Source organism: Sinorhizobium sojae CCBAU 05684 (assembly GCF_002288525.1).
GTDB lineage: Bacteria > Pseudomonadota > Alphaproteobacteria > Rhizobiales > Rhizobiaceae > Sinorhizobium > Sinorhizobium sojae.
Genome location: NZ_CP023067.1, coordinates 3,148,405 through 3,170,878, shown reverse-complemented (window position 1 = coordinate 3,170,878; position 22,474 = coordinate 3,148,405). Strand labels below are relative to the sequence as shown.

The following is a 22,474-nucleotide window of genomic DNA, read 5'->3' as shown; positions in this document are numbered from 1 at the left end:
GCTTGAGGGGCAGAATTTGGACCTCCCCACATGTCTCCTTGTCGATCCCGATGCAAGAACCCCCATGCAAGAACAAAGACATGCGACCGTTCAAAGTGCTACAGCGACTTTCGCGCGTCTGAACAGGGCGTGCCACAAAATCCCGATCGGAAGGCGAGAATGGCGAAGAAGCGCGATGACGACCTCAGGCGGCTGAAGGCCGAGTTTCCGGACGTCCACGATGCGCTCCTCGCCGGCCGGATTCCCTCGCCGCGCAAGGCCCTCGTCCTCGCCGGGCTCAAGCCCGAGCGAAGCCGGCTCGAAAAGCTGAAGAATTCCTGGGCGAAGGCGACGGAGGCCGAACGCGACGCCTTTCTCGCCTGGCTTGGCGCGATCGGCGCCCTTCCCGAAAGCGCGGCCGGCTCCCGATCCGCGGGGGCGCGACCGGGAGAGACGCCGATCGCCAGCGGCCGCTATCTGCTTCCCGCGGCAATCGCGGAGATCAGGGCGACCATGGCGCGACGCAAGATCACGCCGGACGACGTGATGCACGAAATGGGCTTCGCCCCCGACGGCCGCCCGCTCGCCCGCGCCCTCGGCCGCCATGCGAGCCTGCGGCTGGCGGTGATCGCGGCACTGGAGCGGTGGCTGCGGGAGAATGCGGGGGCGTGATGCGAGTGGCGCGACGGCGGGTTACTGGCCCATGCGCGTGTGCCGCGGTAATGCCGGCAAGGAAGGGCAAGGTATGAGCTTCGACAGACTGCTCGGCATCGACGTCGGCTTTTCGCAATCGCGGCCGACCACCGGCATCGCCTGGAGCGTAGCCGGCGAGGTGGACGCCGCGAGGACCTACACGGACTGGGAGCGCCGACAGCAGAAGATCCCGCCCGCGACGACATTTTCAGTGATCGCCATCGACGGCCCGCTGACGCCGCCGGACGCTCCCGACGACCTCGCCCGCCTCTGCGAACGCCTCTTCATCCGCGGCGCCTTCCAGACGCGCTGCAAACCGGGCCTCAGCCACCACGGCTACGGCCGCGCCTTGAGAAAGGCCGCCGCCGAGACGGCCGCACAGGTCAGCCACCTCGCCGCCGCAACACCGATCGGCCAATCCGTCATCCCCGGCGCGGCGATCATCGAAGCCTTTCCCAATGCCTTTCTCGGTGTTCTGCTCGGGGACGAGCGCTTTGCCCTGTCGAAGGCGGCGAAGCGCAAGAAGTTCGACTGGTTGTACGATCATGCGATCGAGAGCGGAGTGTTCGCGGAGCTGCTGCAGTTCATCGGCTGGAACGACGAGCGCATGCTCGAGAGGCTCACGGTCGAGCGCGACCATGAAAGGCGGGCGGCGTGGATCTGTCTGCTGACCGCGGCCTGTGCCGCGGCCGGCAAGGCGGAAGTGGTGGGCGACGAGGCCGGCGGCTGGTTTTGGCTGCCGCCGGCGGAGCTCTGGGCGGATTGGGCGCGGCAGGCGCTGGCGGAGAATAGGGCGGCTCGAATGTGCAGCCGGCCCTTGGCCCGGGCCGCAGGGCAGACGCAACCGCCTCTCACGTCCTAACCACAGTACACGACATCAGCCTACTGATGCCTCGCCGGTTGGCAGGGGCAAGGCTCCCTCCGCCTCTCATTCCTGTGCTCGTCACAGGAATCCAGCCAGCCCAAGTCCTTGGGCTGAAAAGACTCTTCCGCGCCGCAGACGAGGCGCTGCTGGATGCCTGTGACAAGCACAGGCATGAGGGGGAAAAGAATATGCCAGACCAAATTAGGCTACTGCCGTGTACGCCGGCGTCCCAAAGGACGCACGGCTGTAACCCCGCTGACGCAGGTGGCGCAAGCGCAGCCCGTCACCCGCGCAGGCCCGGCGCCTCCTGTCCGGTGCGCTCGACATATTCGGCATATCCACCGCCATAGTGCTGGATGCCCTCCGGTGTGAGCTCCAGCACGCGATTGGAGAGTGCCGACAGGAAACGGCGGTCGTGCGAGACGAACAGCATGGTGCCCTCATAGGCCGAGAGCGCCTTGATCAGCATTTCCTTCGTATCGAGATCGAGGTGGTTGGTCGGCTCGTCGAGGACGAGGAAGTTCGGCGGGTCGAACAGCATTGCGGCCATCACCAGCCGCGCCTTCTCGCCGCCGGAGAGCACGCGGCAGCGCTTCTCGACGTCATCGCCGGAAAAGCCGAAGCAACCGGCCAGCGCCCGAAGCGGCGCTTGGCCGGCCTTGGGAAAGCGCTCCTCCAGCCATTGCAGGATGGTGCTGTCGCCGTCGAGCAGGTCCATGGAGTGCTGGGCGAAATAGCCGAGCTTGACGCTGGCGCCGAGCGCCACGCTGCCCTTGTCCGGCGTGGTGGTGCCGGTGACGAGCTTCAAGAGTGTCGACTTGCCGGCGCCGTTGATGCCCATGATGCACCAGCGCTCGCGCCGGCGCACCATGAAGTCGAACCCGTCATAGATCGTCCGGCTGCCATAGGCCTTGTGGATATTCTTGAGGTTGACGACATCTTCGCCGGAGCGCGGCGCCGGCAGGAAATCGAAGGCGACCGTCTGGCGCCGGCGCGGCGGCTCGACGCGGTCGATCTTTTCAAGCTTCTTCACCCGGCTTTGAACCTGCGAGGCGTGAGAGGCGCGGGCCTTGAAGCGCTCGATGAACTTGATCTCCTTGGCAAGCATCGCCTGCTGGCGCTCGAACTGCGCCTGCTGTTGCCTCTCGTTCAGCGCCCGCTGTTCTTCATAGAAGCCATAATCGCCGGAATAGGTCGTCAGCGCGCCGCCATCGATCTCGATGATCTTGGTGACGATCCGGTTCATGAACTCGCGATCATGCGACGTCATCAGAAGCGCGCCGTCATAGGTTTTCAGGAAATCTTCCAGCCAGATGAGGCTTTCGAGATCGAGATGGTTGCTCGGCTCGTCGAGCAGCATGACGTCCGGGCGCATCAAGAGGATGCGGGCGAGCGCCACGCGCATCTTCCAGCCGCCCGACAGCTTGGCGACATCGCCATCCATCATCTCCTGGCTGAAGCTTAAGCCCGCCAGAACCTCGCGGGCACGCCCCTCCAGCGCATAGCCATCGAGCTCCTCGTAGCGCGCCTGCACCTCGCCATAGCGTTCGATGATCGCATCCATTTCATCCATGCGATCCGGATCCGACATCGCCGCCTCGAGCGAACGCAGCTCCGCCGCGACGGCGCTCATCGGTCCTGCCCCTTCCATCACCTCGGCGACGGCCGACCGTCCGGCCATCTCGCCGACGTCCTGATCGAAATAGCCGATCGTCATGCCCTTCTCGACCGAGACCTGTCCCTCGTCGGGCAGTTCCTCGCCGGTGATCATCCGAAAGAGCGTCGTCTTTCCCGCCCCGTTCGGGCCGACAAGCCCAATCTTCTCGCCACGGTTCAACGCAGCCGAGGCTTCGATGTAGAGGATGCGGTGACTGTTGGACTTGCTGATATTATCGATACGGATCATGGGAAAGACGGCCTGGGTGGTTGCGGGCACCCCTATGGCATGGACGGGGGCGGCTGTCACGCAGGCCGGCGGCCTCTGGTGTGTCCTGGGCAAATGCCGCGGCGACGAAGGCGGCGACACGCCTGACGCTCTTTCCGGGATGCGCCAGGGCATTGCGCATGAAGTGCCGCGACCGCGCGGAGAGGAACTTGAGACGGCGGCCTCTTGCCTTCATGGGGCATCGGAGACGGCCAGCTTGACGCGGCGCAAGCGCCAGCGAATGCAGCCCGCGGGTGGTGTGTGTGGGCGTGCATTCCAGGTGATACATTATGCGATCTTTTACCGGAACATCGCCCGCGCAGATGTAGTCTGCTTATGCGACGAGCTCATATCGTGACCAGCTTGTAGGTTTGAGTGAAGGGCTCGGGGACAGCTCGATACAAACTCGCGCTCGGATACCGCCCTAGTGCCATCCGTATTTGATCAACTGTTTCGTCCGTGGCTTTGGCGCCAACAATCACATGGTTTACCGCTTCGGGCGGGAAAGAAATCAGATGCACAGGCCCTTGGGGACCCGCAGTGATCGTGTCCGCTTGCTCGGCGTTGGCGTACAATCTCCATTCTCGTTCATACGCCCAATCCGTCGTCTTTGAAATAAAAGCCGCTTGCGGGCTTTCGAACGGCTCTTCAACCTTGCCATCGAAGTAAGTTACTTTTTGCAGCCGCGTTGTTTTCCCATCTTTGCGATGTTGGAACCAATCATCCCCAGTGTTGAAGGCGACTACGAACCCCGAATGATTGCCACCATAGTGAGCCCACATGGGTGGGCTGTCATAGCGCTCCGATAAAGAGAAGCACAACAATTCTTGCCCCAGTTTCACAAGTAGCTTTTCCGCATTTTTCGGGTCGTTCAAGTGAGGCACCGCGAGGTCGACGAGCTGCTGAAGCTGTGCGCGCAACAAGTCTGTGAACTGCTTTCCATATTGACGTTCGACAATCTGCCTAGCTGCCTGAGGTGATAGCCAACCTAATCCAGCTTCTTGCAAATACTCTGCGATCTTTGCGTCCAAATGCTCTTCAAGGAGCATGGTTTCCATTTGCTCCGCAAGCATTTGAAGGAACCGCGGTCCTGCCAATTTGCGAAAAGTTGACCTAACTTCGAAACTATCGTTCGTGTTAAGAAGCGGAGTAAACCTAACGGTCCCTTGAACCAAGACGTTCCTCACGCGCTCAGGTGACAAATACTTATATAGGTGAGCGGGGGCAGTGGGGGTGGGTTGATCTAAATTTTCTATCTTGAAAGAATTCATCATTATTAGTCGAATGGTTCTCTAATGCGCGAAGCATTTCCTAGCCCAGTCACAAGCAACCGTCGAGCTGTTTTTCCCAATCTGCGATTCGGTGGCTCGCATGGCGAACGACTTCTATACGTCAGCCGCAGCTGCCGGCAACTTCGCCAACTTCAAGGACCACAACGCACCGTCCGCGGCACCATAAAAGCCTCGGGCAGCTCGAGCGTGCGCATCTGGCTGAACGAGGCCAGCGACGTCTGGTACGGCATCGGATCCGGTACGCCGGAATCCGTTGAGACTGCTGCCGCGGCTCGGTGTTCTTGGACATCGGCGCTGGCGCGAACATGTACATTAAGCCCACCAGCTGCGGAAACACCGGCTGGAAGCTCGTGACGAGGGAGGTATAGGGCATCAACACCCCTTCGCCTTCAGAGCGCGGTCAATGGCCGCGCTCTGGCCCTTGTACACGGCGACTTCTGAGCCGCGTTCGCCACCGGCCATGGAACCCACAGGCAAGCCGACAAAGAAGACCCCAAGCGCGTCCGAATTGACGGCCTGCTTCTGCATTGCCGTGGAAGTCTCAAGCTTCTGCGCCGTTGCGACCTTTTCGGCGCGCAGATCTGGGCATGACCGCGTCATGTACGCATTCGTCGGCAGGTGATCGGCTTGATTTTCTCCGGCGGAGTTGCGCACGAGGATACGGCCGCGGCGCTGGTGGCCGCGGGTAGAATTTTGAGTTTCAACGAGTCGCCCTCAGATTGTTTCCGGGCGAATCTCGCTCGACTCGTGGTGGCTCAAGGTCGGAATACAAAACACGGCGGGGTGTACTCTCCGCCGTTTCATCAGCCTTCAATCACGTTGTACTCTCGACCACCAAGATTAAGGCCTTGCCAAGTCAAAACAACGCTAAACCGTTTGAACAAACCAAAGAACTCGTTCAGGGAAAGAGCTACATCTCTCTCCAGAAAGCTCAGCGCCGGACTGTTGTCGATCTGCGACTTGACATTATCGTAGCCGCCTCCGTTTGAAATTACGGCCCTTATCCAAGGCGTTTGCACATTGCCGTCGAGGTTTTCGCCGACGAACATTTGAATTCCAACCAGGAGCTCGCCATCATTGAGAATACCCTTTTCCCGCAGAAGGCTACTAATCGAGTTGTACGCATCGTCGGCCGCCGCCGTACCTTCCCAGTCTCCATACTGAACGCTGGCTTTAAATCTTTCCATTTCGACGCCCCCTTCGCCGTTCGCTTTGAGCCGCGCATATTGCTCGACTTCAGGTGGTGGTCAAGGCACCCGCAAAGTTGAATTATCACGCCGTTGTTGACTAATTCGGGTTGGCGACGGTTTGTCGTTGCGGTGGTAGTCAACTTGTTGCACGATAGGCCATTCGCGAAATCCGGATGAGGGAACAGTTCGTACCTGCTCCCCCATCCTTCGCGGGCGTAGCGCCAGTAGCCTGGGGAGCGACGTTCAGAGCGGTGTCAACGCTGTCGTTTCCTTGGCTACGCGCACATGAGAACAAACTCCTCAAATTCACGCAAGCGCGGCCCAACAATATTGGAGCATTATCCCGTGGTGATTTGGCCGGTCGGATCTCCGCCACGTTAAATTGGTAGCCGTCAAGCATCGCAGCCATCGAATCGGGACGACCTATGCAAATCAATTTGTCAAGTCTGTCGTTGTAGACGAATCACTCGATGGTGGGTATAAGTTGTCCAAAATCGAGCGTGGCTACTTTGTGAGCCGCGCCGGAACTACATGGGAAGCTGGAGGACGAACATGACGCTTGCTGAGCTTAAGCGATCAGTATTTTCCAGGCCTGATTATCCTAAGGCTAGATCAGCCGCAGCCAAGGTACTAAACAACTTCGGCATCACCCGCCCGCCCATTGATCCCGAACGGATCGCTGAGTCGATGGGAATCAACGTTCTGTATGTTGATTTCGAACCGGAGATGTCGACCGAAATTTCTGGTTTGTACGATTTCCAGACCAAGACAATCTACATAAATCGTGAGATCCCGCCTAACCGTAAGACCTTTACAATTGCGCACGAGCTTGGGCACGCCATCCTTCACGAAGACTATGTGAAGTCGATGAACTATGAAGCAATGCCTCGCAGCAATTATCACGCCTCCAAACCGGTCGAGGAAGTCGAGGCTGATGTGTTTGCAGCGTGCTTGCTGGTGCCGAAAAGCATGCTAGGGCTCTACAAGAATTTCGCCGATCCGAACGAACTTGCCGAGATGTTTGCTGTTTCTCCGGACGTCGTCGTTCATCAGCTAAAATACGTGTAGGGCCGTTTGACCAAGCAGCAGCAGCCGCCGCAGACTGAGACTCACGTTTCGCGTACTCAAGCACTGAACGCGATCAAAAAAGATTCTGCTCAAGATCAAGACAAATCGAAACGGGCAGAGCTCGCGGATGCGGCTGCGAAAGCTGTGGAGATAGAAGGACGACGTAGCTACTTCAGGCTTCGGGAGTCATGGTCCACAACGATCATTTTGTGGATCACATTCCTTATTGGATCCAACGCCCTCATCACTGTGGCTGTAGGACTTGGTTGGCTGAATTATCGGGATTTGGAATGGTTTATCACGGCTGTTGTGGTTCAAACCTTCCTGCAGATAGTTGGATTGGGCGCTGTAGCAGTCAAATATTTGTTTAGCGATGCACGATCATCCAAAATGCCCTAAACGGCAGTTCATCCCGCAAAACACTGCTCGAGTCTGGCCGCCTCTTCTGCCCCAACTCTCAATACCAAGATGAGCAGCGGCTTCCTTTCGGCCGATCAGGCGCGGGCCGTTGTCGCCATTGCCCACCGTCTTGATCTCCTAAATGCGCATTGCGATCGCCTGGTAGAGGCCGAAAAGCACATCCTGCGCCTTCTCTCCCAACGCTACCACTCCGGGTTCAGCAACACCGCCGGGTGATTGCAGAGCTGCCCCTCGACAAGGTCGCCGAGCATGCTCGCAACGTGCAGTGCCTCGTGACAGCCGTGGGAGCCAGGCGCGAACTTCTCCTTCACCTCGGCGAGTGAATAGTCGCGCCGATCAACCATCGCCTTGATGCGCTGTTGGCGTTTTGCTCGAGATCGTGTGTCATCCGCTTGTCCTCCGGGGCCGATTTTTCCATATGCTTAAATCCTAACCGCCATCCGGCGCGGCTACGTTGAAGCCGGCCGTTATGCCAAAGCACCCATCGTAGAATTTCTTGACCAGCGGCACAGGTCTGCCGTCGTGCAGCGGGTCAATGCGCGGGAAGCCCTTTTTCTCGAGCTGCGGGATGACTGTTACCACATCGCAGGGCGCGCCTTGCCGACGATCGCGATGGCGAGTTGCTGGTCGGTTGCAAACAAAGGAAGGTGGGCGAGATTGCCGGGGCTGTTTCTTTTGGGTCAGCGACACTAGGGATCGCTGAAGCCGCGCATCAGACAGAAGCCCCTTCACGTTCACGGCGCGTCCTTGGGAGCTCGTCGGCATTGCCCGCTTAGCCTGCCAGTTGGCTCCATGGCTGCGCTTGGTGGGCGCTGTTGAAGCGAATCGGTGCCGGGTCAAGGCTGGCGATCGCGCAGGCGAACGCCAACACCTCCTGATGTGGTCTCACCATCCGAAAGGAGCGACCTTACGCCGCCACCATCGAGCACCTACAGAGGCGCGCGGATGGCGGCAGCAACCGCCCCGATAACCCAGCCATGGCGTGCAGGCAGTGTGGAGATAGTAGGCAGGAACTGGATTGGCTTACCTATCGCTCGGTAAAGCAGGGCGAGATCCACGAGGTACGCTAGGTCTACTCAAGTTATGGCAAGCGGCGAAAAACGCGGAAAAATGCAATAAAACTAATTGACGTGGCGGAGAGGGGGGGATTCGAACCCCCGATGGGCTTGCACCCATGCCGCATTTCGAGTGCGGTGCATTCAACCACTCTGCCACCTCTCCGCGGGGCCGGTTGGCGCTTGGAAGCGCGGGCGGTACATAGCGGCAAGTTCGGCGGCTTGCAAGGGGCGAAAAGAAGAATATCTGCCGGGTCATGGCTTTCGCCTTGACAAGGAAGGGCGACTCCCGTAATTCGCGCCGTGAAGTGGTGTGGCCTGCCCGCACTGCAGCAAATATATGGGCTTGTGCCCGTTCACTGGCGGAGGTCAGGGGTTTCCCGAAGCGCTCCGCTCAACCGAAACGGCTGATAAAAAGACGGCCTTGTCTCATTTGAGGCAGAGAGCCGGACCGAACATGAAAGGATAACAAATGTTCGCAGTCATCAAGACCGGCGGTAAGCAGTACCGCGTGGCGGCCAACGACGTCATCACCATCGAAAAGCTGGAAGGCGTTCAAGGCGACAAGATCGAATTCACCGAGATCCTGATGGTCGGCGCCGGCGCCGATGCCACCATCGGTGCTCCGTTTGTCGAAGGTGCCGTTGTCAGCGCCGAGGTCGTGGATCAGGGTCGCGCCAAGAAGGTCATCGCCTTCAAGAAGCGCCGCCGCCAGAACTCAAAGCGCTCGCGCGGCCATCGCCAGCATCAGACGACTGTCCGCATCCTGGACATCGCTGCGGCCGGCGGCAAGGCGAAGAAGGCTTCGAAGAAGACCGAAGCCGCCGCTGAAGCTGAAGCTGCAAACTGAGTTCCGGGATCGAAGGTTTAAAGGAGAACACCAATGGCACACAAGAAAGCTGGCGGTTCGTCGCGCAACGGTCGCGATTCTGAGTCCAAGCGCCTTGGCGTGAAGAAGTTCGGCGGCGAAGCCGTCATCGCAGGCAACATCATCGTGCGCCAGCGCGGCACGAAGTGGCATCCGGGCGCCAATGTCGGCCTCGGCAAGGATCATACGATTTTTGCGCTTACGGCTGGCAACGTGGACTTCCGTACGAAGGCCAACGGCCGAGTCTACGTGTCTGTAATGCCGAAAGCGGAAGCAGCGGAATAAGCCGGTAGCGCTCTAAAACAGCCGGCGTCTCATCGACCCGGCTGAAGCGCCCGAAAGGTTCCGAAGCCAGACTTCAAAGGGGAGATGGGGCAATACCCAACTCCCCTTTTCGCATGTCTGGAGGAAAGAACCATGCAAACCGAGCTCCTGAGGGAAGACCAATCACGGTCTCCCGAACAAAGGCTGAGGCCGCAAAGGTCAAGGACCGATTGCCCGATATTGTTATCACCCCGGCTCGTTCTGCGCGCGCCCCATGAAGACGATATCGACGCCCTTGCCCATCTTGCCAACAACGCCAACATCGCCACCATGGTCTCGCGCATGCCGCACCCCTACACCACGGCGGATGCGGCCGATTTCGTGCGACGCGCAAAAGCCGGCACGACTGGTCACGGCACGATTGGCAAGTGCGTCTACGCGATCACGAAGGCGGACAATGGCGCATTCCTCGGTTGCTGCGGGATCGAGCCGCATGAGGACGGCAGGACGGTCGAGCTCGGCTACTGGCTGGGCGAGCCCCACTGGAACCAGGGCTATGCGACGGAAGCGGCGCAGGCGCTCACCGACATGGCCTTCCGCACCCGCGACATCGACCAGATCGATGCGCGCTGCCGGGTCACGAACGTCGCCTCGCGCCGGGTCATCCAGAAGTGCGGCTTCCAGTTCCAGGGTTCCGGCATGGTCGGCAGCCTCGCGCTCGGCGGCATGATGGCGGTCGAATGGTACCGGCTCGACCGCAAGACCTGGGTCTCGCTCAGAAGCTGGGGGGCAAGCCGATGAACGCGCTCGCTCAAGACCGCGCGCGGCTCGTCGCCCGGCCCGACCCCGGCCCCTGCCCGGTGATCGAGACGAAGCGTCTGACGCTCCGGCCGCACCGGCTCGCCGATGCGCCGGCAATCGCCGGGTCGCTTGCCGACTTTAAGGTGGCGCGCATGCTCATGCGCGTGCCGGCGCCCTATCACCAGCAGGACGCGCTCGACTGGCTCAACCGCCAGACGGTCCTGCCGGATTGGGCGCTGGCGATCACTTCCGGAGACGACGTGCATATCGGCTGCGTCGGCATCGAGCTCAGAGAGGGCCAATGGCATGTCGGCTACTGGCTGAACCGCTTCTATTGGGGCCGGGGCATCATGACCGAGGCGGTGCATGCGGCGGTCGAGCGCTTCTTCCGCCGCCTGCCGGAAGCGACGCTCGGTTCGGGCGTCTTCGCCGACAACCCGGCCTCGCTCAAGGTGCAGGAGAAGCTCGGCTTCCAGGTCACCGGCTGCAACCAGGTGTTTGCCCGCGCCCGCAATGCCATGGTTGCGCATATCGAAACGCGCCTGACGGCCGAAGACCTGCGCCGGCCGCACTGAACGATAAACAAGAACCCCGCCACTGCATGTCTCCTTAAATCGACCTCGATTTAAGGAAAAAGACATGCAGCAGTTCAAAGTGTTACAGCGACCTTTGCGCGTCTGATAAGACGCGCGGCGCTGTAGGCCTCTGCCGGCGGGGTTCTTTTTGCATGATAATCTTTGACCTCCGCCGGAAGCGCCTATATCGAAGGCGGCGAACGCGACATCTCTAGATTGGCGAAGCGATGAAATTCCTCGATGAAGCAAAAGTCTATATCCGGTCCGGGGACGGCGGCGCGGGCGCCGTTTCCTTCCGCCGCGAGAAGTTCATCGAGTTCGGCGGCCCCGACGGCGGCGACGGCGGCCGCGGCGGCGATGTCTGGGTGGAGGCGGTCAACGGCCTCAACACGCTGATCGACTTTCGCTACCAGCAGCATTTCAAGGCGAAGACCGGCACGCACGGCATGGGCCGCAACCGCACCGGCGCCAAGGGCTCCGACGTGACGCTTAAAGTGCCGGTCGGCACGCAGATCTTCGAAGAGGACAACGAGACGCTGATCGTCGACATGGTCGCGGAGGGGCAGCGCTACCGGCTCGCCGCCGGCGGCAATGGCGGCTTCGGCAACGCGCATTTCAAGTCTTCCACCAACCAGGCGCCGAACTGGGCCAATCCCGGCCTCGAGGGCGAGGAAAAGACGATCTGGCTGCGGCTGAAGCTGATCGCCGATGCCGGCCTCGTCGGCCTGCCCAATGCCGGCAAGTCGACCTTTCTCGCCGCCTGCACCCGCGCCCGGCCGAAGATCGCCAACTACCCCTTTACAACGCTCCACCCCAATCTCGGCGTCGCCACCGTCGACGGGCAGGAATTCATCATTGCCGATATTCCGGGGCTGATCGAAGGCGCCCATGAAGGGGTCGGCATCGGCGACCGCTTTTTGGGCCATGTCGAGCGCACCCGCGTGCTGCTGCATCTCGTCTCCGCACAGGAGGAGGATGTCGCCAAGGCCTACAAGACCGTGAAGCACGAGCTCGAAGCCTATGGCGGCGGGCTCGAGGACAAGCCGCAGATCGTGGCGCTGTCGCAGATCGATGTGCTCGACGACGAGGAGCTGAAGGCGAAGTCGAAGGCGCTGGCGAAAGCCTGCGGCTCGCCGCCGCTGCTCCTCTCCGCCGTCACCAACCGGGGCATGACCGAGGCGCTGAGGGCGCTTCGCGACGTCATCTCCGCCGCCAAGGCCGGCGAGGAGCAAGCCTGACATGGCCGCCACGCGCAAACCGCTCGAGAAATACCGGCGCATCGTCATCAAGATCGGCTCGGCGCTGCTCGTCGAGCGCAAGTCCGGGCTGAAGAAGGCCTGGCTCGACGCCCTGTGCGCGGATATCGCGGCGCTCAAGGTAAAGGGCGTCGAGGTGCTGGTCGTCTCCTCGGGTGCGATCGCGCTTGGCCGCACGGTCTTGAACCTGCCCTCCGGCGTCTTGAGGCTCGAGGACAGCCAGGCGGCCGCCGCCGTCGGCCAGATCGCGCTCGCCCGCGCCTGGTCGGAGAGCCTTTCGGCCGATCAGATCATTGCCGGCCAGATCCTGCTGACGCTCGGCGATACGGAGGAGCGCCGCCGCTATCTCAACGCGCGCGCGACGATCAACCAGTTGCTGAAGCTCGGCTCCGTGCCGATCATCAACGAGAACGACACGGTCGCCACCACCGAGATCCGCTACGGCGACAACGACCGGCTGGCGGCGCGGGTCGCCACCATGGTCGGCGCCGACCTGCTCGTGCTTCTCTCCGATATCGACGGGCTCTATACCGCGCCGCCGCATCTCGATCCTGAGGCGCGCTTCCTCGAGTCGGTTGCCGAGATCACCCCGGAGATCGAGGCGATGGCCGGCGGGGCGGCGTCGGAGCTTTCGCGCGGCGGCATGCGCACCAAGATCGATGCCGGCAAGATCGCCACCACCGCCGGCTGCGCCATGATCATCGCCTCCGGCAAGCCGGAGCATCCGCTGCAGGCCATCGAGGCGGGGGCGCGCTCGTCGTGGTTCGCACCTTCCCGTTCGCCGGTCACCGCCCGCAAGACCTGGATCGCCGGCCAGCTTCTGCCGGCCGGCTCGGTGACGGTCGATGCCGGGGCTGAAAACGCGCTACGCTCCGGCAAGAGCCTGCTTCCGGCCGGCGTGCGCCAGGTGACGGGCACGTTCAGCCGCGGCGATACGATCGCGATCCTCGGAGCGGCGGGCCGCGAGATCGCCCGCGGCCTTGCCGGCTACGACGTCCATGAGGCGCGCCAGATCGCCGGCAAGAAATCGGCCGAGATCGCCGCGATCCTCGGCTATGCGGGCCGCGCCGCCATGGTGCATCGCGACGACATGGTGATGACGGCTCCGCCCGGCAAGCGCCCCGAGGATCAAGGACCCGGGCAGGACGAGGATGAGAGAAAGGGCAAGCTCCATGCTTGAGACGGCGAAGAACGGCGAGGATGTCAACGCGATCATGCTGGAGATCGGCCGGCGCGCGAAGGCCGCCGCCCGCCCGCTTTCGATCGCGAGCGCCGAGCGCAAGCATGCGGCCCTGATCGCCATGGCGGATGCGCTCCTTGCCAGGAGCAGCGAAATCCTCGCTGCCAATGCGATCGACCTCGACAATGCCAGTAAGACCGGCGTCGCCAAGGCGTTTATCGACCGGCTGACGCTGAATGCGGGCCGCATCCGCGACATGGCGGACGGGATGCGCGCGATCGCCGAATTCAAGGATCCGGTCGGCGCGGTGATCGCCGAATGGGATCGGCCGAACGGGCTGCATATCGAGCGCGTGCGCACGCCGCTCGGCGTCATCGGCGTCATCTATGAGAGCCGCCCGAATGTGACGGCGGATGCCGGCGCGCTCTGCCTCAAGGCAGGCAATGCGGTGATCCTGCGCGGTGGCTCCGACAGCTTCCATTCCTCGCGGGCGATCCATGCCTGCCTCGCCGATGGCTTGAGGGCGGCGGGACTGCCGGAGGATGCGATCCAGATGGTGCCGGTTGCCGACCGCGCCGCCGTCGGCGCCATGCTCACCGGGCTTAACGGCGCAATCGACGTGATCGTGCCGCGCGGCGGAAAGAGCCTCGTCGCCCGCGTGCAGAACGAGGCGCGGGTGCCGGTCTTCGCGCATCTCGAAGGCCTCTGCCATATCTATGTCGACGCGTCGGCCGATCTCGACATGGCGAGGAAGGTCGTCGTCAATGCCAAGATGCGCCGCACCGGCATCTGCGGTGCCGCCGAAACGCTGCTGATCGACAGGAATGCCGCCGACCGGCTGGCGGGGCCGCTGCTTGAGGCGCTCGCCGATGCGGGCTGCGAGGTGCGGGTCTCGGAGGAGCTCAAAGATCTCGTTCCCGGGCTGAAAGCCGCGAGCGAGGAGGACTGGGCGACCGAATATCTCGACGCGATCATCTCGGCAAAGCTCGTGGACGGCATTTCCGGTGCCATCGAGCACATCAACCAATGGTCCTCATCCCATACGGAAGCGGTGATCGCCGAGAATCCGGCCGTCGTCGAGCGCTTCTTCTCGGAGATCGATTCGGCGATCCTGCTGCACAATGCCTCGACGCAGTTCGCCGATGGCGGCGAGTTCGGCATGGGCGGCGAGATCGGTATTGCCACCGGCAAGATGCATGCCCGTGGGCCCGTTGGCGTCGAGCAACTGACCTCGTTCAAATATCGCGTCCGCGGCACGGGACAGGTGCGGCCCTGACGACAGCTGCCGAAGTCAAGCCGGACTATCTGCGCATGCCGCATGTCGAGCGCGGCATGGCCGTCGGCCTTTTCGGCGGCTCGTTCAACCCGCCGCATGAGGGCCATGCGCTGGTTGCCGAGACGGCGCTGCGCCGGCTCGCCCTCGATCAGCTCTGGTGGATGGTGACGCCGGGCAATCCGCTGAAGGACAACCACAATCTGGCGCCGCTCGGCGAGCGCATCGCCGCGAGCGAGAGGCTTGCCGAGAATCCGCGCATCAAGGTGACCGCCTTCGAAAAGGCGCTCGGCCAGAGCTATACGGCCCGCACCTTGGAATTCGTCCGTGCCCGCAATCCCGGCATACGCTTCGTCTGGATCATGGGAGCGGACAACTTGAAGAGCTTCCACCGCTGGCAGGACTGGCGGCGGATCGTCAACACCTTCCCAATCGCGGTCATCGACCGGCCGGGGTCGACGCTTGCCTATCTTTCGTCGCGCATGGCGCGGACTTTCAGCCATGCGCGCATCGACGAGGATGATGCCGCGACACTGGCCTTCAGGCCCGCGCCGGCCTGGACCTTCATTCACGGGCGGCGCTCGCCCCTGAGCTCGACGGCGCTGCGCTCCGCAGCGCCGCGCGCCTAATCAGGCGCGCAAAGGTCGCTGCAGCTCTTTGAGTTGCCCGCATGTTCCCTTAAATCTGCGCCGATTTAAGGGAACATGCAGTGGGCCCATTCGCGGTGAATTCCGGCGTTTTCATCGCCGTCTCTTGAAACGGCAGGGGTTTGATGCCTACATTTGATTACGGTTCGAAGAGAATCGCGAACCGAGAGTGCTTGTTCTGTTCATTTGGAAAGGAAAAACCCTGACAACAGCACACGCCAAGGGATATGCGATCTCCGCTATCCCGCGCAGCACGGAACCGAGCGACGAAGCCGCTGTCCGTGCGCTCAAGCTGGTCCTCGAAAGCCTAGAGGACTCGAAGGCAGAAGATATAGTTACCATCAATATTGCCGGAAAGTCGGCGCTGGGAGACTTCATGGTCGTTGTCTCCGGGCGATCGAACAGGCATGTGATGGCGATTGCCGACCACCTGACGACGGACCTGAAGGACGAGGGACTTGGCACCCCCCGTGTCGAAGGTCTCGAAGGTGGTGATTGGGTGCTGATCGACACCGGCGATGTGATTGTCCACATCTTCCGGCCCGAGATCCGGGAGTTCTACAACATCGAAAAGATGTGGGCCGCCCCGGACGTCGAGGAGAGCACCCTGCACTGAGACACGCCGCCCGTACCTGACCCGTTAGCCTTGGGACGGAGCGGCGACCGGTGCCGAAGTTGAATTGCGGCTGTCACGGCTGAGGGCCGATGACAGCGGGAGCGGCGTTTGCCGGTCGAATGATCGGCCATCCCGGGGGACAGAACGGGCCATGCGTATCGGACTTTTCGCAGTCGGCCGCCTGAAGGCGGGGCCGGAAAAGGAGCTCGCGGCCCGTTATCTCGACCGCTTCGCCAAGACGGGGCCGGCCGTCGGGCTCGAGCTGTCGCGCCTCGTCGAAGTCAACGAGAGCCGGGCGGCCAATGCCGAGACGCGCAAGCGCGAGGAAGCGGCCCAGCTTGAAAAGGCGCTTGCCGACGGCAGCCTTCTGGTGCTGCTCGACGAGTGCGGCAAGGCGATCGACTCGGAGGCTTTCGCGACCTTGCTCGCCACCTTCCGGGATGGGGGGAAACGCGATCTGATGGTTGCCATCGGCGGCGCCGACGGGCTCGATCCGGCGCTTCATGCGCGCGCCGACGCGGTCCTGTGCCTCGGCAAGATGACCTGGCCGCATCAGCTCGTGCGCATCCTGATCGCCGAACAGCTCTATCGCGCCGTGACGATCCTCTCCGGCCATCCCTATCATCGGGCCTGATGTCGCTACTCAGGCCTCGCGAAGCGATAACGCGATTATGTGTTGGTGGCCCGGCCAAAATCGGATTAGGGTCTTCTACCGATTTTTAAGGGGCATGGCCGATTTTTAAGGGCATGGAATGAGACGCCGAGGGAAACGAGCCGCGGATTGGAGCGGGAGCGCGCCGGGCGTGCGACGGTTCGGCCGCGGCGCCGCTGTTGCGGCGCTCCTGCTGGCGGCAGTTGCTCCGGCTGTTGCCGAGGATGCGCCCGCCGGCGCGGCGACCGCGGAGCAGCAGGCTCCGGATGCGGCAGCCGCTCCTGACCCGGCAGCCTCTCTTGCGCTGAGGCGGGACAGCACGCGAAGCGAGCTCGAGTCGCTCTCGAGGACGATCACGCTCTCGCAGGAGCGCGCCGATGCGCTCGAGCAGACGATTGCCGAGATCGACAAAAGCAATGCGGCGCTGCGCTCCGCCATCGTCGAGTCGGCGAAGAAGCGCCAGGACCTGGAGCGGCAGATTGCCGGAGGCGAGAAGAGGCTTGGCGAACTGCGCGTCAAGGAAGATGCGGTCAGGCGTTCGCTCAAGGCCCGGCGTGGCGTGCTCGCCGAGGTGCTCGCGGCGCTTCAGCGCATGGGGCGAAATCCGCCGCCGGCGATCCTGGTGACGCCGGAGGACGCGCTCGCCTCTGTGCGCAGCGCCATCCTGCTCGGCGCCGTCGTTCCGGGCATCCGCAAGGAAACCGAGAGCCTCGTCGCCGATCTCGAGGCGCTCGCCGAAATCCGGCGCGGAATCGGCCGGCAACGCGAGGAGCTGTCGGCGGCGATGACCGCCAGTCTCGAAGAAGAGCGGCGCATGTCGATGCTTGTCGGCGAGAAGGAGAAGCTGCGCCGGCAGAATGCGGCGGAACTGGCCGCCGAACAGCGCAAGGCCGCCGAACTCGCGCAGCAGGCGACCAATCTCGAGGGTCTGATCTCGTCGCTCGAAAACGAGATTAGCTCGGTCCGCGATGCCGCGGAGGCCGCCCGCGCCGAGGCCGAGGAGCGCCGGCGCATGAGCGAGGCCGAACGCGAGGCGGCGCGGGAACTCGCCAAGAGCGCCGTGCCCGACAAAAACCGCATTGCGCCCGCATATGTCTTCTCCGAATTGCGGCAGAAGCTCAGCTATCCCGTCGCAGGTACGTTGCTGCGACAGTTTGGCGATGCCGACGGCACCGGACATTCGTTGCAGGGGATCATGCTGGAGACCAATGCGGGCGCGCTGGTGACCACGCCGGCGGATGGGTGGGTTGTCTATGCCGGCAAGTTCCGCAGCTATGGGCAGATGATCATCCTCAATCCGGGCGACGGTTATCACATCGTGCTTTCCGGGATGGAGAGCGTCAGTGTCAGCCCGGGGCAATTCGTGGTGGCCGGGGAGCCGGTCGCGACAATGGGGGCAAAAAGAGTGGCGAGTGCGACGGCCTTGACGCTGGAAACGGACCGGCCGACACTTTACATTGAGTTTCGAAAAGACGGAAAACCGGTTGATTCCCGACCGTGGTGGACCGTGGCAGAAGTTGGAAGGGCGCGAAATGATACGTAGAGCTTCACTTGTTCTGGTCGGGGCGCTGATGGGGGCGACGGCGATGGGCGTCGTCTATTCGGCTACCATCCCGGCCCTGGCGGCCAATTCGTCGACATATCGGGAGTTGGCGATTTTCGGCGACGTCTTCGAGCGCGTGCGCGCGCAGTACGTGACGCCGCCGCAGGACGACAAGCTGATCGAAAATGCGATCAACGGCATGCTCCATTCGCTGGATCCGCATTCGAGCTACATGAACTCGACCGACGCCGAGGATATGCGTACGCAGACGCGCGGCGAATTCGGCGGCCTCGGCATCGAGGTGACGATGGAGGAAGATCTCGTCAAGGTGACGAGCCCCATCGACGACACCCCGGCCGCCCGTGCGGGCGTGCTTGCCGGTGACCTGATCTCGAAAATCGACGGGCAGGATGTTCGCGGGCTGAAGCTCGAGGAAGCGGTCGACAAGATGCGCGGCGCCGTCGGCACGCCGATCAAGCTCACCATTCTGCGCCAGGGCGCGGACAAGCCGATCGATGTGACGATCGTTCGCGACATCATCGCCGTGCGTGCGGTGAAATTCCGCGTCGAGGGTGATGTCGGCTACCTGCGCGTGATCTCCTTCACCGAAAAGACCTTCGAGGACCTGAAAAAGGGCATCGAGAAGATCAAGGCAGAGGTCCCGGCGGACAAGCTCAAGGGCTATGTGCTTGACCTGCGCCTCAATCCGGGCGGCCTGCTCGACCAGGCGATCAATGTGTCGGACGCCTTCCTGGAGCGCGGCGAGGTCGTTTCGACCCGCGGCCGCAATCCGAACGAGACCCGCCGCTTCAATGCGACGCCGGGAGATCTGACCGACGGCAAGCCGATCGTCGTGCTCGTCAATGGCGGCTCGGCATCGGCATCGGAGATCGTCGCGGGCGCACTTCAGGATATGAAGCGCGCCACCGTTCTCGGCACGCGTTCCTTCGGCAAGGGATCGGTGCAGACGATCATTCCGCTGGGTGACGCTGGTGCTCTGCGCCTGACGACGGCGCTCTACTACACGCCGTCGGGCAAATCGATCCAGGGCACCGGCATCACGCCCGACATCAAGGTCGAACAGCCGCTGCCGCCGGAACTCCTGGGCAAGGTGGAGGCGCAGGGCGAGTCCGATCTGCGCGGCCATATCCCTGGCCAGAACGAGACGGAGGAAGGCTCCGGCTCCGTCGCCTATGTGCCGCCGGAGGCCAAGGACGACATCCAGCTCAACTTTGCGCTCGACCTGTTGCGCGGCAACAAGACCGATCCGGCTTTCCCGGCTAATCCCGAGCAGGCCGAACTGAAGAAGTAAGCCTGCTCGTAGCGCAGGAGATCATGGGGGCGCCGGGATGTTCAACCCGGCGCCTTTTCTATTGCAGCGCCGCACGTTTCCCAGGCGCAATGGTCGCGGTAAAGCTTTGACCTGCGCGGCGCGCTTTCCGAAAATCGGTTCCGATTTTCGGGCCGATACGCTATGGATCGGCCGTGTAGCCGGCCATGCGGTGATTCTTCTCGGGGCGGCGCACCACACCGGCAATTGTCCTGGAGCGGGATGAGGCTAGCTGCGAGCGGTTCTCTCCGCCCGCAAATTGGAATCGAGGCGACCGAGGCTCCGTTTGGGAACTGATCTCAATGCCCCCCTTGGCCAAGGCCGCCGGAAGCGCGCTTCGCGTCAGCACAATCCGCGCCGCATGCTCGCCTATACGCTTCTCGGCGCCTGCGTCCTCGCCGTCGTCGGGCTTTCCGGCTGGAGCGCTTTCGCGCCCGACCGCCTGATCCGCACGCCTGCCACCGCGGAAGGCGCAACGGCCATTGCAGCCCCCGGGACGGAAGTGCCGCGAGGCGGGGATCCCAGCCGTGGAACGCTGCGGGCGAGCGGCGCGCTTTCCGGAGCGAATGTCGAGGAAATGCTGACGGGCGGTGGCGCGACCGTCACCAAATACACGCCGCGATCGCGCGCGAGCGACGGTCCGGCTTTGATCAGCGTCGGGCCGACGCGCGGTCAGGACCCGCGCATGGCCGCGCTTCCGAACGAGGATCTCCTCGAAGCCACGCCGGAAGGCCGGCTGCCGATCATCGGTCCGGACGGGCTGAGGCCGATGGATCAATATGCACGGCCCTGGTCCGGCGCCCGCGGCACCCGCATCGCCCTGGTGGTGGGCGGCCTCGGTCTCAGCCAGACCGGAACACTTGGAGCGATCCAGGCGCTGCCGCCGGATGTAACGCTCGCCCTCGCCGCGGCCGGCAACAGCCTGCAGCGCTGGATGCAGGAGGCAAGGCGCGACGGCCACGAGATTCTCCTGCAGATCCCGATGGAGCCGTTCGACTATCCCAGCAGCGATCCGGGGCCTGAGGCGCTGCTCGTTTCCGAGGATGCGCGGAAGAATCTGGCCGAACTGCACCGCAGCATGGGCCAGATCACCAATTATACCGGGATCATGAACTATCTCGGCGGCCGATTCCTCTCCGACGCGGATGCGCTCGAACCGGTCATGCGCGACCTCGGCAGGCGCGGTCTGCTCTTTCTCGATGACGGCACCTCCGCGCAGTCGCTTTCCGGCACGCTCGCCGGCGCCTTTGACGTGCCGCACGGCTTCGCCGACATGGTCGTCGACAGCGAACTCAGCCGCGGCGCGATTTTGCGCAGGCTGGATGAGCTCGAACGCGTCGCCCGGCGCAACGGCAGCGCGATCGGCGTCGCCTCGGCCTTCGAGGAAAGCGTCGCGGCGATCGCGGAATGGGTGGAAGAGGCCGGCGGACGCGGCATAGAATTCGTCGGCGTTTCGGCCCTCGTCAACGATCCGCAACAAAACTGATCTATCACCCAGAGGGCGGCCACTGCATGTCTCCTGGATTCGAACCTTACGGATGAAGACATGCAGCCATTCAAAGTGCTACAGCGATCCTTTGCGCGCGCTGTAGAACAGCAAGGGAAGACGACATGGGCAAGGACACAGGCAGGGTTTTGAAGGCGGAGGATCTGCCCTATCGGCCATGTGTCGGCGTCATGGTCCTCAACCGCGAAGGACTGGTCTGGGCCGGGCACCGGCTCGCCGTCGGCAATTCGGAATATGACGGCTCGCCGCAGCTCTGGCAGATGCCGCAGGGCGGCATAGACGAGGGCGAAGATCCGCTCGAGGCGGCCTATCGCGAACTCTATGAGGAGACCGGCATGCGCACGGTTTCGCTGCTCGCGGAGGCGCCGCAATGGATTCACTACGACCTGCCGTCCCACCTCGTCGGCATCGGCCTCAAGGGCAAGTATCGCGGCCAGGCGCAGCGCTGGTACGCCTTCCGCTTCGAGGGCGACGAGAGCGAGATCGCCATCAACCCGCCGCCGGGGGGCCATGATCCCGAATTCGACGCCTGGGAATGGAAGCCGATGCACGAACTGCCCGGCCTGATCGTGCCCTTCAAGCGCAAGGCCTATGAGGAGGTCGTCGCCGCTTTCGCGCATCTGCTGCGGTAGGGGCGGAGAGGGCGTGTAAGGGCGGAGCGTGTAGCTCTCTGCCGTAACTGCGGGCCGGCCGGAGGCCTATTCGGCCTCGTTGGCCGGGGCGGCGTTGAGCTGGCCGTATTTCTCCTCGCCGATCGCCTCGAGCAGCTGGAGCTGCGTTTCGAGGAAATCGATGTGGCCCTCCTCGTCGGAAAGCAGCTCCTCAAACAGCCGCATCGAAATATAGTCGCCGGCCGCGTGACAGATATCGCGGGAGTTCTTATAGGCATTGCGGGCGTCGTATTCGCCGGCAAGGTCGGCTTTCAGCACTTCCTTGACGTTCTGCCCGATGCGCAGCGGCGCCACCGTCTGCAGGTTGGGATGGCCTTCGAGGAAGATGATGCGCGCGATCAGCTTGTCGGCGTGGTGCATCTCCTCGATGGATTCCTCGCGCTCCTTCTTCGACAGGAACGTATAGCCCCAATCCTCGAGAAGGCGGTAATGCAGCCAGTACTGGTTTACGGCACCAAGTTCGAGAAAGAGCGCTTCGTTAAGCTGCTCGATGACCTTTGCGTCGCCTTTCAAGTTCCGCCCTCCGACTCTCTTCATGGAATTGTCTGAGCCGGTTCATGAAATCAAATATCTCGGCTTCCGTCGAGTCGCGGCGGGCGTGATAGGCTTCCGTGGTGCGGACGATGATGTCGACGACATTGGGGAAACAGCCGCAGCAACGGCCGCGCTTTTCCATCGCATGATAGACTTTCGCCGGCACGATCAACTGCCAGCAGTCCTCGTCGAGGAGGTTGACGATCGTATCCTCGATCTCTTTTTCCGAGATGAAATTGCAGCTGCAAACCAGCATGTCGCCTTGCCTGTC

At 62.6% G+C, this 22,474-nt stretch carries 26 protein-coding genes, 1 tRNA gene and 1 riboswitch; of the genes, 19 read left to right on the top strand and 8 right to left on the bottom strand.

The window, feature by feature from the left end:
* The first annotated feature begins 159 nt into the window (after positions 1 to 159).
* Together SJ05684_RS15470 and SJ05684_RS15465 are read left to right on the top strand one after the other, a co-directional pair.
* Positions 160 to 651: a hypothetical protein gene (locus SJ05684_RS15470; RefSeq protein ID WP_034852889.1), complete on the top strand. Its 492-nt coding sequence runs from the start codon at positions 160 to 162 to the stop codon at positions 649 to 651.
* 73 nt (positions 652 to 724) lie between these two features.
* Complete coding sequence (locus SJ05684_RS15465) at positions 725 to 1,534, top strand: DUF429 domain-containing protein (RefSeq protein WP_083846081.1); 810 nt, start codon at positions 725 to 727, stop codon at positions 1,532 to 1,534.
* 286 nt (positions 1,535 to 1,820) lie between these two features.
* On the opposite strand, the gene abc-f is transcribed toward SJ05684_RS15465, so the two are convergent.
* The 4 genes from abc-f to SJ05684_RS15435 all read right to left on the bottom strand — a co-directional run bounded on the left by abc-f (position 1,821) and on the right by SJ05684_RS15435 (position 5,940).
* A complete protein-coding gene (abc-f, locus tag SJ05684_RS15455; protein ID WP_034852891.1) occupies positions 1,821 to 3,443 on the bottom strand; it encodes a ribosomal protection-like ABC-F family protein in 1,623 nt (540 codons plus the stop codon).
* 365 nt (positions 3,444 to 3,808) lie between these two features.
* Positions 3,809 to 4,519: a DUF2971 domain-containing protein gene (locus tag SJ05684_RS15445; protein ID WP_157211953.1), complete on the bottom strand. Its 711-nt coding sequence runs from the start codon at positions 4,517 to 4,519 to the stop codon at positions 3,809 to 3,811.
* Between the two features lie 606 nt (positions 4,520 to 5,125).
* Positions 5,126 to 5,353: a hypothetical protein gene (locus tag SJ05684_RS15440; RefSeq protein WP_050979939.1), complete on the bottom strand. Its 228-nt coding sequence runs from the start codon at positions 5,351 to 5,353 to the stop codon at positions 5,126 to 5,128.
* Positions 5,354 to 5,556: 203 nt separating this feature from the next.
* Positions 5,557 to 5,940 (bottom strand): hypothetical protein, encoded by a 384-nt coding sequence (locus SJ05684_RS15435; protein WP_034852897.1) that lies wholly within the window; start codon positions 5,938 to 5,940, stop codon positions 5,557 to 5,559.
* Between the two features lie 338 nt (positions 5,941 to 6,278).
* A riboswitch (SAM riboswitch) is annotated at positions 6,279 to 6,351 on the top strand.
* Positions 6,352 to 6,495: 144 nt separating this feature from the next.
* On the opposite strand from SJ05684_RS15435, the gene SJ05684_RS15430 reads away from it, so the two are divergent.
* Both SJ05684_RS15430 and SJ05684_RS29685 read left to right on the top strand, forming a co-directional pair.
* Entirely contained in the window at positions 6,496 to 7,011 is a 516-nt protein-coding gene (locus SJ05684_RS15430) for an ImmA/IrrE family metallo-endopeptidase (RefSeq protein ID WP_050979940.1), read from the top strand.
* Between the two features lie 6 nt (positions 7,012 to 7,017).
* Positions 7,018 to 7,410 carry a hypothetical protein gene (locus SJ05684_RS29685; RefSeq protein WP_157211955.1) on the top strand — a complete coding sequence of 131 codons (393 nt, stop codon included), beginning with the start codon at positions 7,018 to 7,020 and terminating at the stop codon, positions 7,408 to 7,410.
* A gap of 203 nt (positions 7,411 to 7,613) precedes the next feature.
* Here SJ05684_RS29685 and SJ05684_RS29680 read toward each other — a convergent pair whose 3' ends face one another.
* Complete coding sequence (locus SJ05684_RS29680; RefSeq protein WP_157211956.1) at positions 7,614 to 7,775, bottom strand: hypothetical protein; 162 nt, start codon at positions 7,773 to 7,775, stop codon at positions 7,614 to 7,616.
* Between the two features lie 546 nt (positions 7,776 to 8,321).
* Between SJ05684_RS29680 and SJ05684_RS15420 the strand changes: the two genes are divergently transcribed.
* The gene (locus SJ05684_RS15420; protein WP_157211957.1) at positions 8,322 to 8,501 is read left to right on the top strand and encodes an HNH endonuclease; all 180 of its coding nucleotides are present in this window, start codon (positions 8,322 to 8,324) and stop codon (positions 8,499 to 8,501) included.
* Between the two features lie 61 nt (positions 8,502 to 8,562).
* Here SJ05684_RS15420 and SJ05684_RS15415 read toward each other — a convergent pair.
* Positions 8,563 to 8,652: transfer RNA gene (locus tag SJ05684_RS15415), tRNA-Ser, on the bottom strand.
* A 306-nt stretch (positions 8,653 to 8,958) separates the two neighbouring features.
* Between SJ05684_RS15415 and rplU the strand changes: the two genes are divergently transcribed.
* The 14 genes from rplU to SJ05684_RS15340 all read left to right on the top strand — a co-directional run bounded on the left by rplU (position 8,959) and on the right by SJ05684_RS15340 (position 21,630).
* Entirely contained in the window at positions 8,959 to 9,336 is a 378-nt protein-coding gene (gene rplU / locus SJ05684_RS15405) for a 50S ribosomal protein L21 (protein WP_034852898.1), read from the top strand.
* A 33-nt stretch (positions 9,337 to 9,369) separates the two neighbouring features.
* Positions 9,370 to 9,639, top strand: coding sequence for a 50S ribosomal protein L27 (gene rpmA / locus SJ05684_RS15400; protein ID WP_034852900.1), 270 nt, complete (start codon positions 9,370 to 9,372; stop codon positions 9,637 to 9,639).
* Positions 9,640 to 9,771: 132 nt separating this feature from the next.
* Positions 9,772 to 10,419 carry a GNAT family N-acetyltransferase gene (locus tag SJ05684_RS15395; protein ID WP_034852902.1) on the top strand — a complete coding sequence of 216 codons (648 nt, stop codon included), beginning with the start codon at positions 9,772 to 9,774 and terminating at the stop codon, positions 10,417 to 10,419.
* The gene (locus SJ05684_RS15390; RefSeq protein WP_034852904.1) at positions 10,416 to 10,994 is read left to right on the top strand and encodes a GNAT family N-acetyltransferase; all 579 of its coding nucleotides are present in this window, start codon (positions 10,416 to 10,418) and stop codon (positions 10,992 to 10,994) included. The genes SJ05684_RS15395 and SJ05684_RS15390 overlap by 4 nt, the downstream gene beginning before the upstream one ends.
* A gap of 227 nt (positions 10,995 to 11,221) precedes the next feature.
* The gene (gene obgE, locus SJ05684_RS15385) at positions 11,222 to 12,232 is read left to right on the top strand and encodes a GTPase ObgE (protein WP_034852906.1); all 1,011 of its coding nucleotides are present in this window, start codon (positions 11,222 to 11,224) and stop codon (positions 12,230 to 12,232) included.
* Position 12,233: 1 nt separating this feature from the next.
* On the top strand, positions 12,234 to 13,430 hold the full coding sequence (proB, locus tag SJ05684_RS15380) for a glutamate 5-kinase (RefSeq protein ID WP_034852907.1): 1,197 nt from the start codon (positions 12,234 to 12,236) through the stop codon (positions 13,428 to 13,430).
* Positions 13,423 to 14,706 carry a glutamate-5-semialdehyde dehydrogenase gene (locus SJ05684_RS15375; protein ID WP_034852909.1) on the top strand — a complete coding sequence of 428 codons (1,284 nt, stop codon included), beginning with the start codon at positions 13,423 to 13,425 and terminating at the stop codon, positions 14,704 to 14,706. Before proB ends, SJ05684_RS15375 begins: the two co-directional genes overlap by 8 nt.
* Positions 14,707 to 14,762: 56 nt before the next feature.
* A complete protein-coding gene (locus SJ05684_RS15370; protein WP_244426604.1) occupies positions 14,763 to 15,332 on the top strand; it encodes a nicotinate-nucleotide adenylyltransferase in 570 nt (189 codons plus the stop codon).
* A gap of 187 nt (positions 15,333 to 15,519) precedes the next feature.
* Positions 15,520 to 15,966, top strand: a complete 447-nt coding sequence (gene rsfS / locus SJ05684_RS15365) for a ribosome silencing factor (RefSeq protein WP_085939013.1) — start codon at positions 15,520 to 15,522, stop codon at positions 15,964 to 15,966.
* 151 nt (positions 15,967 to 16,117) lie between these two features.
* Positions 16,118 to 16,600 (top strand): 23S rRNA (pseudouridine(1915)-N(3))-methyltransferase RlmH, encoded by a 483-nt coding sequence (gene rlmH, locus SJ05684_RS15360; protein ID WP_034852913.1) that lies wholly within the window; start codon positions 16,118 to 16,120, stop codon positions 16,598 to 16,600.
* 118 nt (positions 16,601 to 16,718) lie between these two features.
* Complete coding sequence (locus tag SJ05684_RS15355) at positions 16,719 to 18,161, top strand: murein hydrolase activator EnvC family protein (protein WP_095694284.1); 1,443 nt, start codon at positions 16,719 to 16,721, stop codon at positions 18,159 to 18,161.
* Complete coding sequence (locus tag SJ05684_RS15350; RefSeq protein WP_034852926.1) at positions 18,151 to 19,473, top strand: S41 family peptidase; 1,323 nt, start codon at positions 18,151 to 18,153, stop codon at positions 19,471 to 19,473. Before SJ05684_RS15355 ends, SJ05684_RS15350 begins: the two co-directional genes overlap by 11 nt.
* A 304-nt stretch (positions 19,474 to 19,777) precedes the next feature.
* Positions 19,778 to 20,977 carry a divergent polysaccharide deacetylase family protein gene (locus tag SJ05684_RS15345; protein ID WP_034852928.1) on the top strand — a complete coding sequence of 400 codons (1,200 nt, stop codon included), beginning with the start codon at positions 19,778 to 19,780 and terminating at the stop codon, positions 20,975 to 20,977.
* A 125-nt stretch (positions 20,978 to 21,102) separates the two neighbouring features.
* Entirely contained in the window at positions 21,103 to 21,630 is a 528-nt protein-coding gene (locus SJ05684_RS15340; protein WP_034852930.1) for an RNA pyrophosphohydrolase, read from the top strand.
* 66 nt (positions 21,631 to 21,696) lie between these two features.
* Here the strand turns inward: SJ05684_RS15340 and bfr are convergent, their stop codons facing one another.
* Both bfr and SJ05684_RS15330 read right to left on the bottom strand, forming a co-directional pair.
* A complete protein-coding gene (gene bfr / locus SJ05684_RS15335; protein ID WP_034852931.1) occupies positions 21,697 to 22,182 on the bottom strand; it encodes a bacterioferritin in 486 nt (161 codons plus the stop codon).
* Positions 22,148 to 22,459 (bottom strand): (2Fe-2S)-binding protein, encoded by a 312-nt coding sequence (locus SJ05684_RS15330; RefSeq protein WP_034853091.1) that lies wholly within the window; start codon positions 22,457 to 22,459, stop codon positions 22,148 to 22,150. Before SJ05684_RS15330 ends, bfr begins: the two co-directional genes overlap by 35 nt.
* Positions 22,460 to 22,474 lie beyond the last annotated feature (15 nt).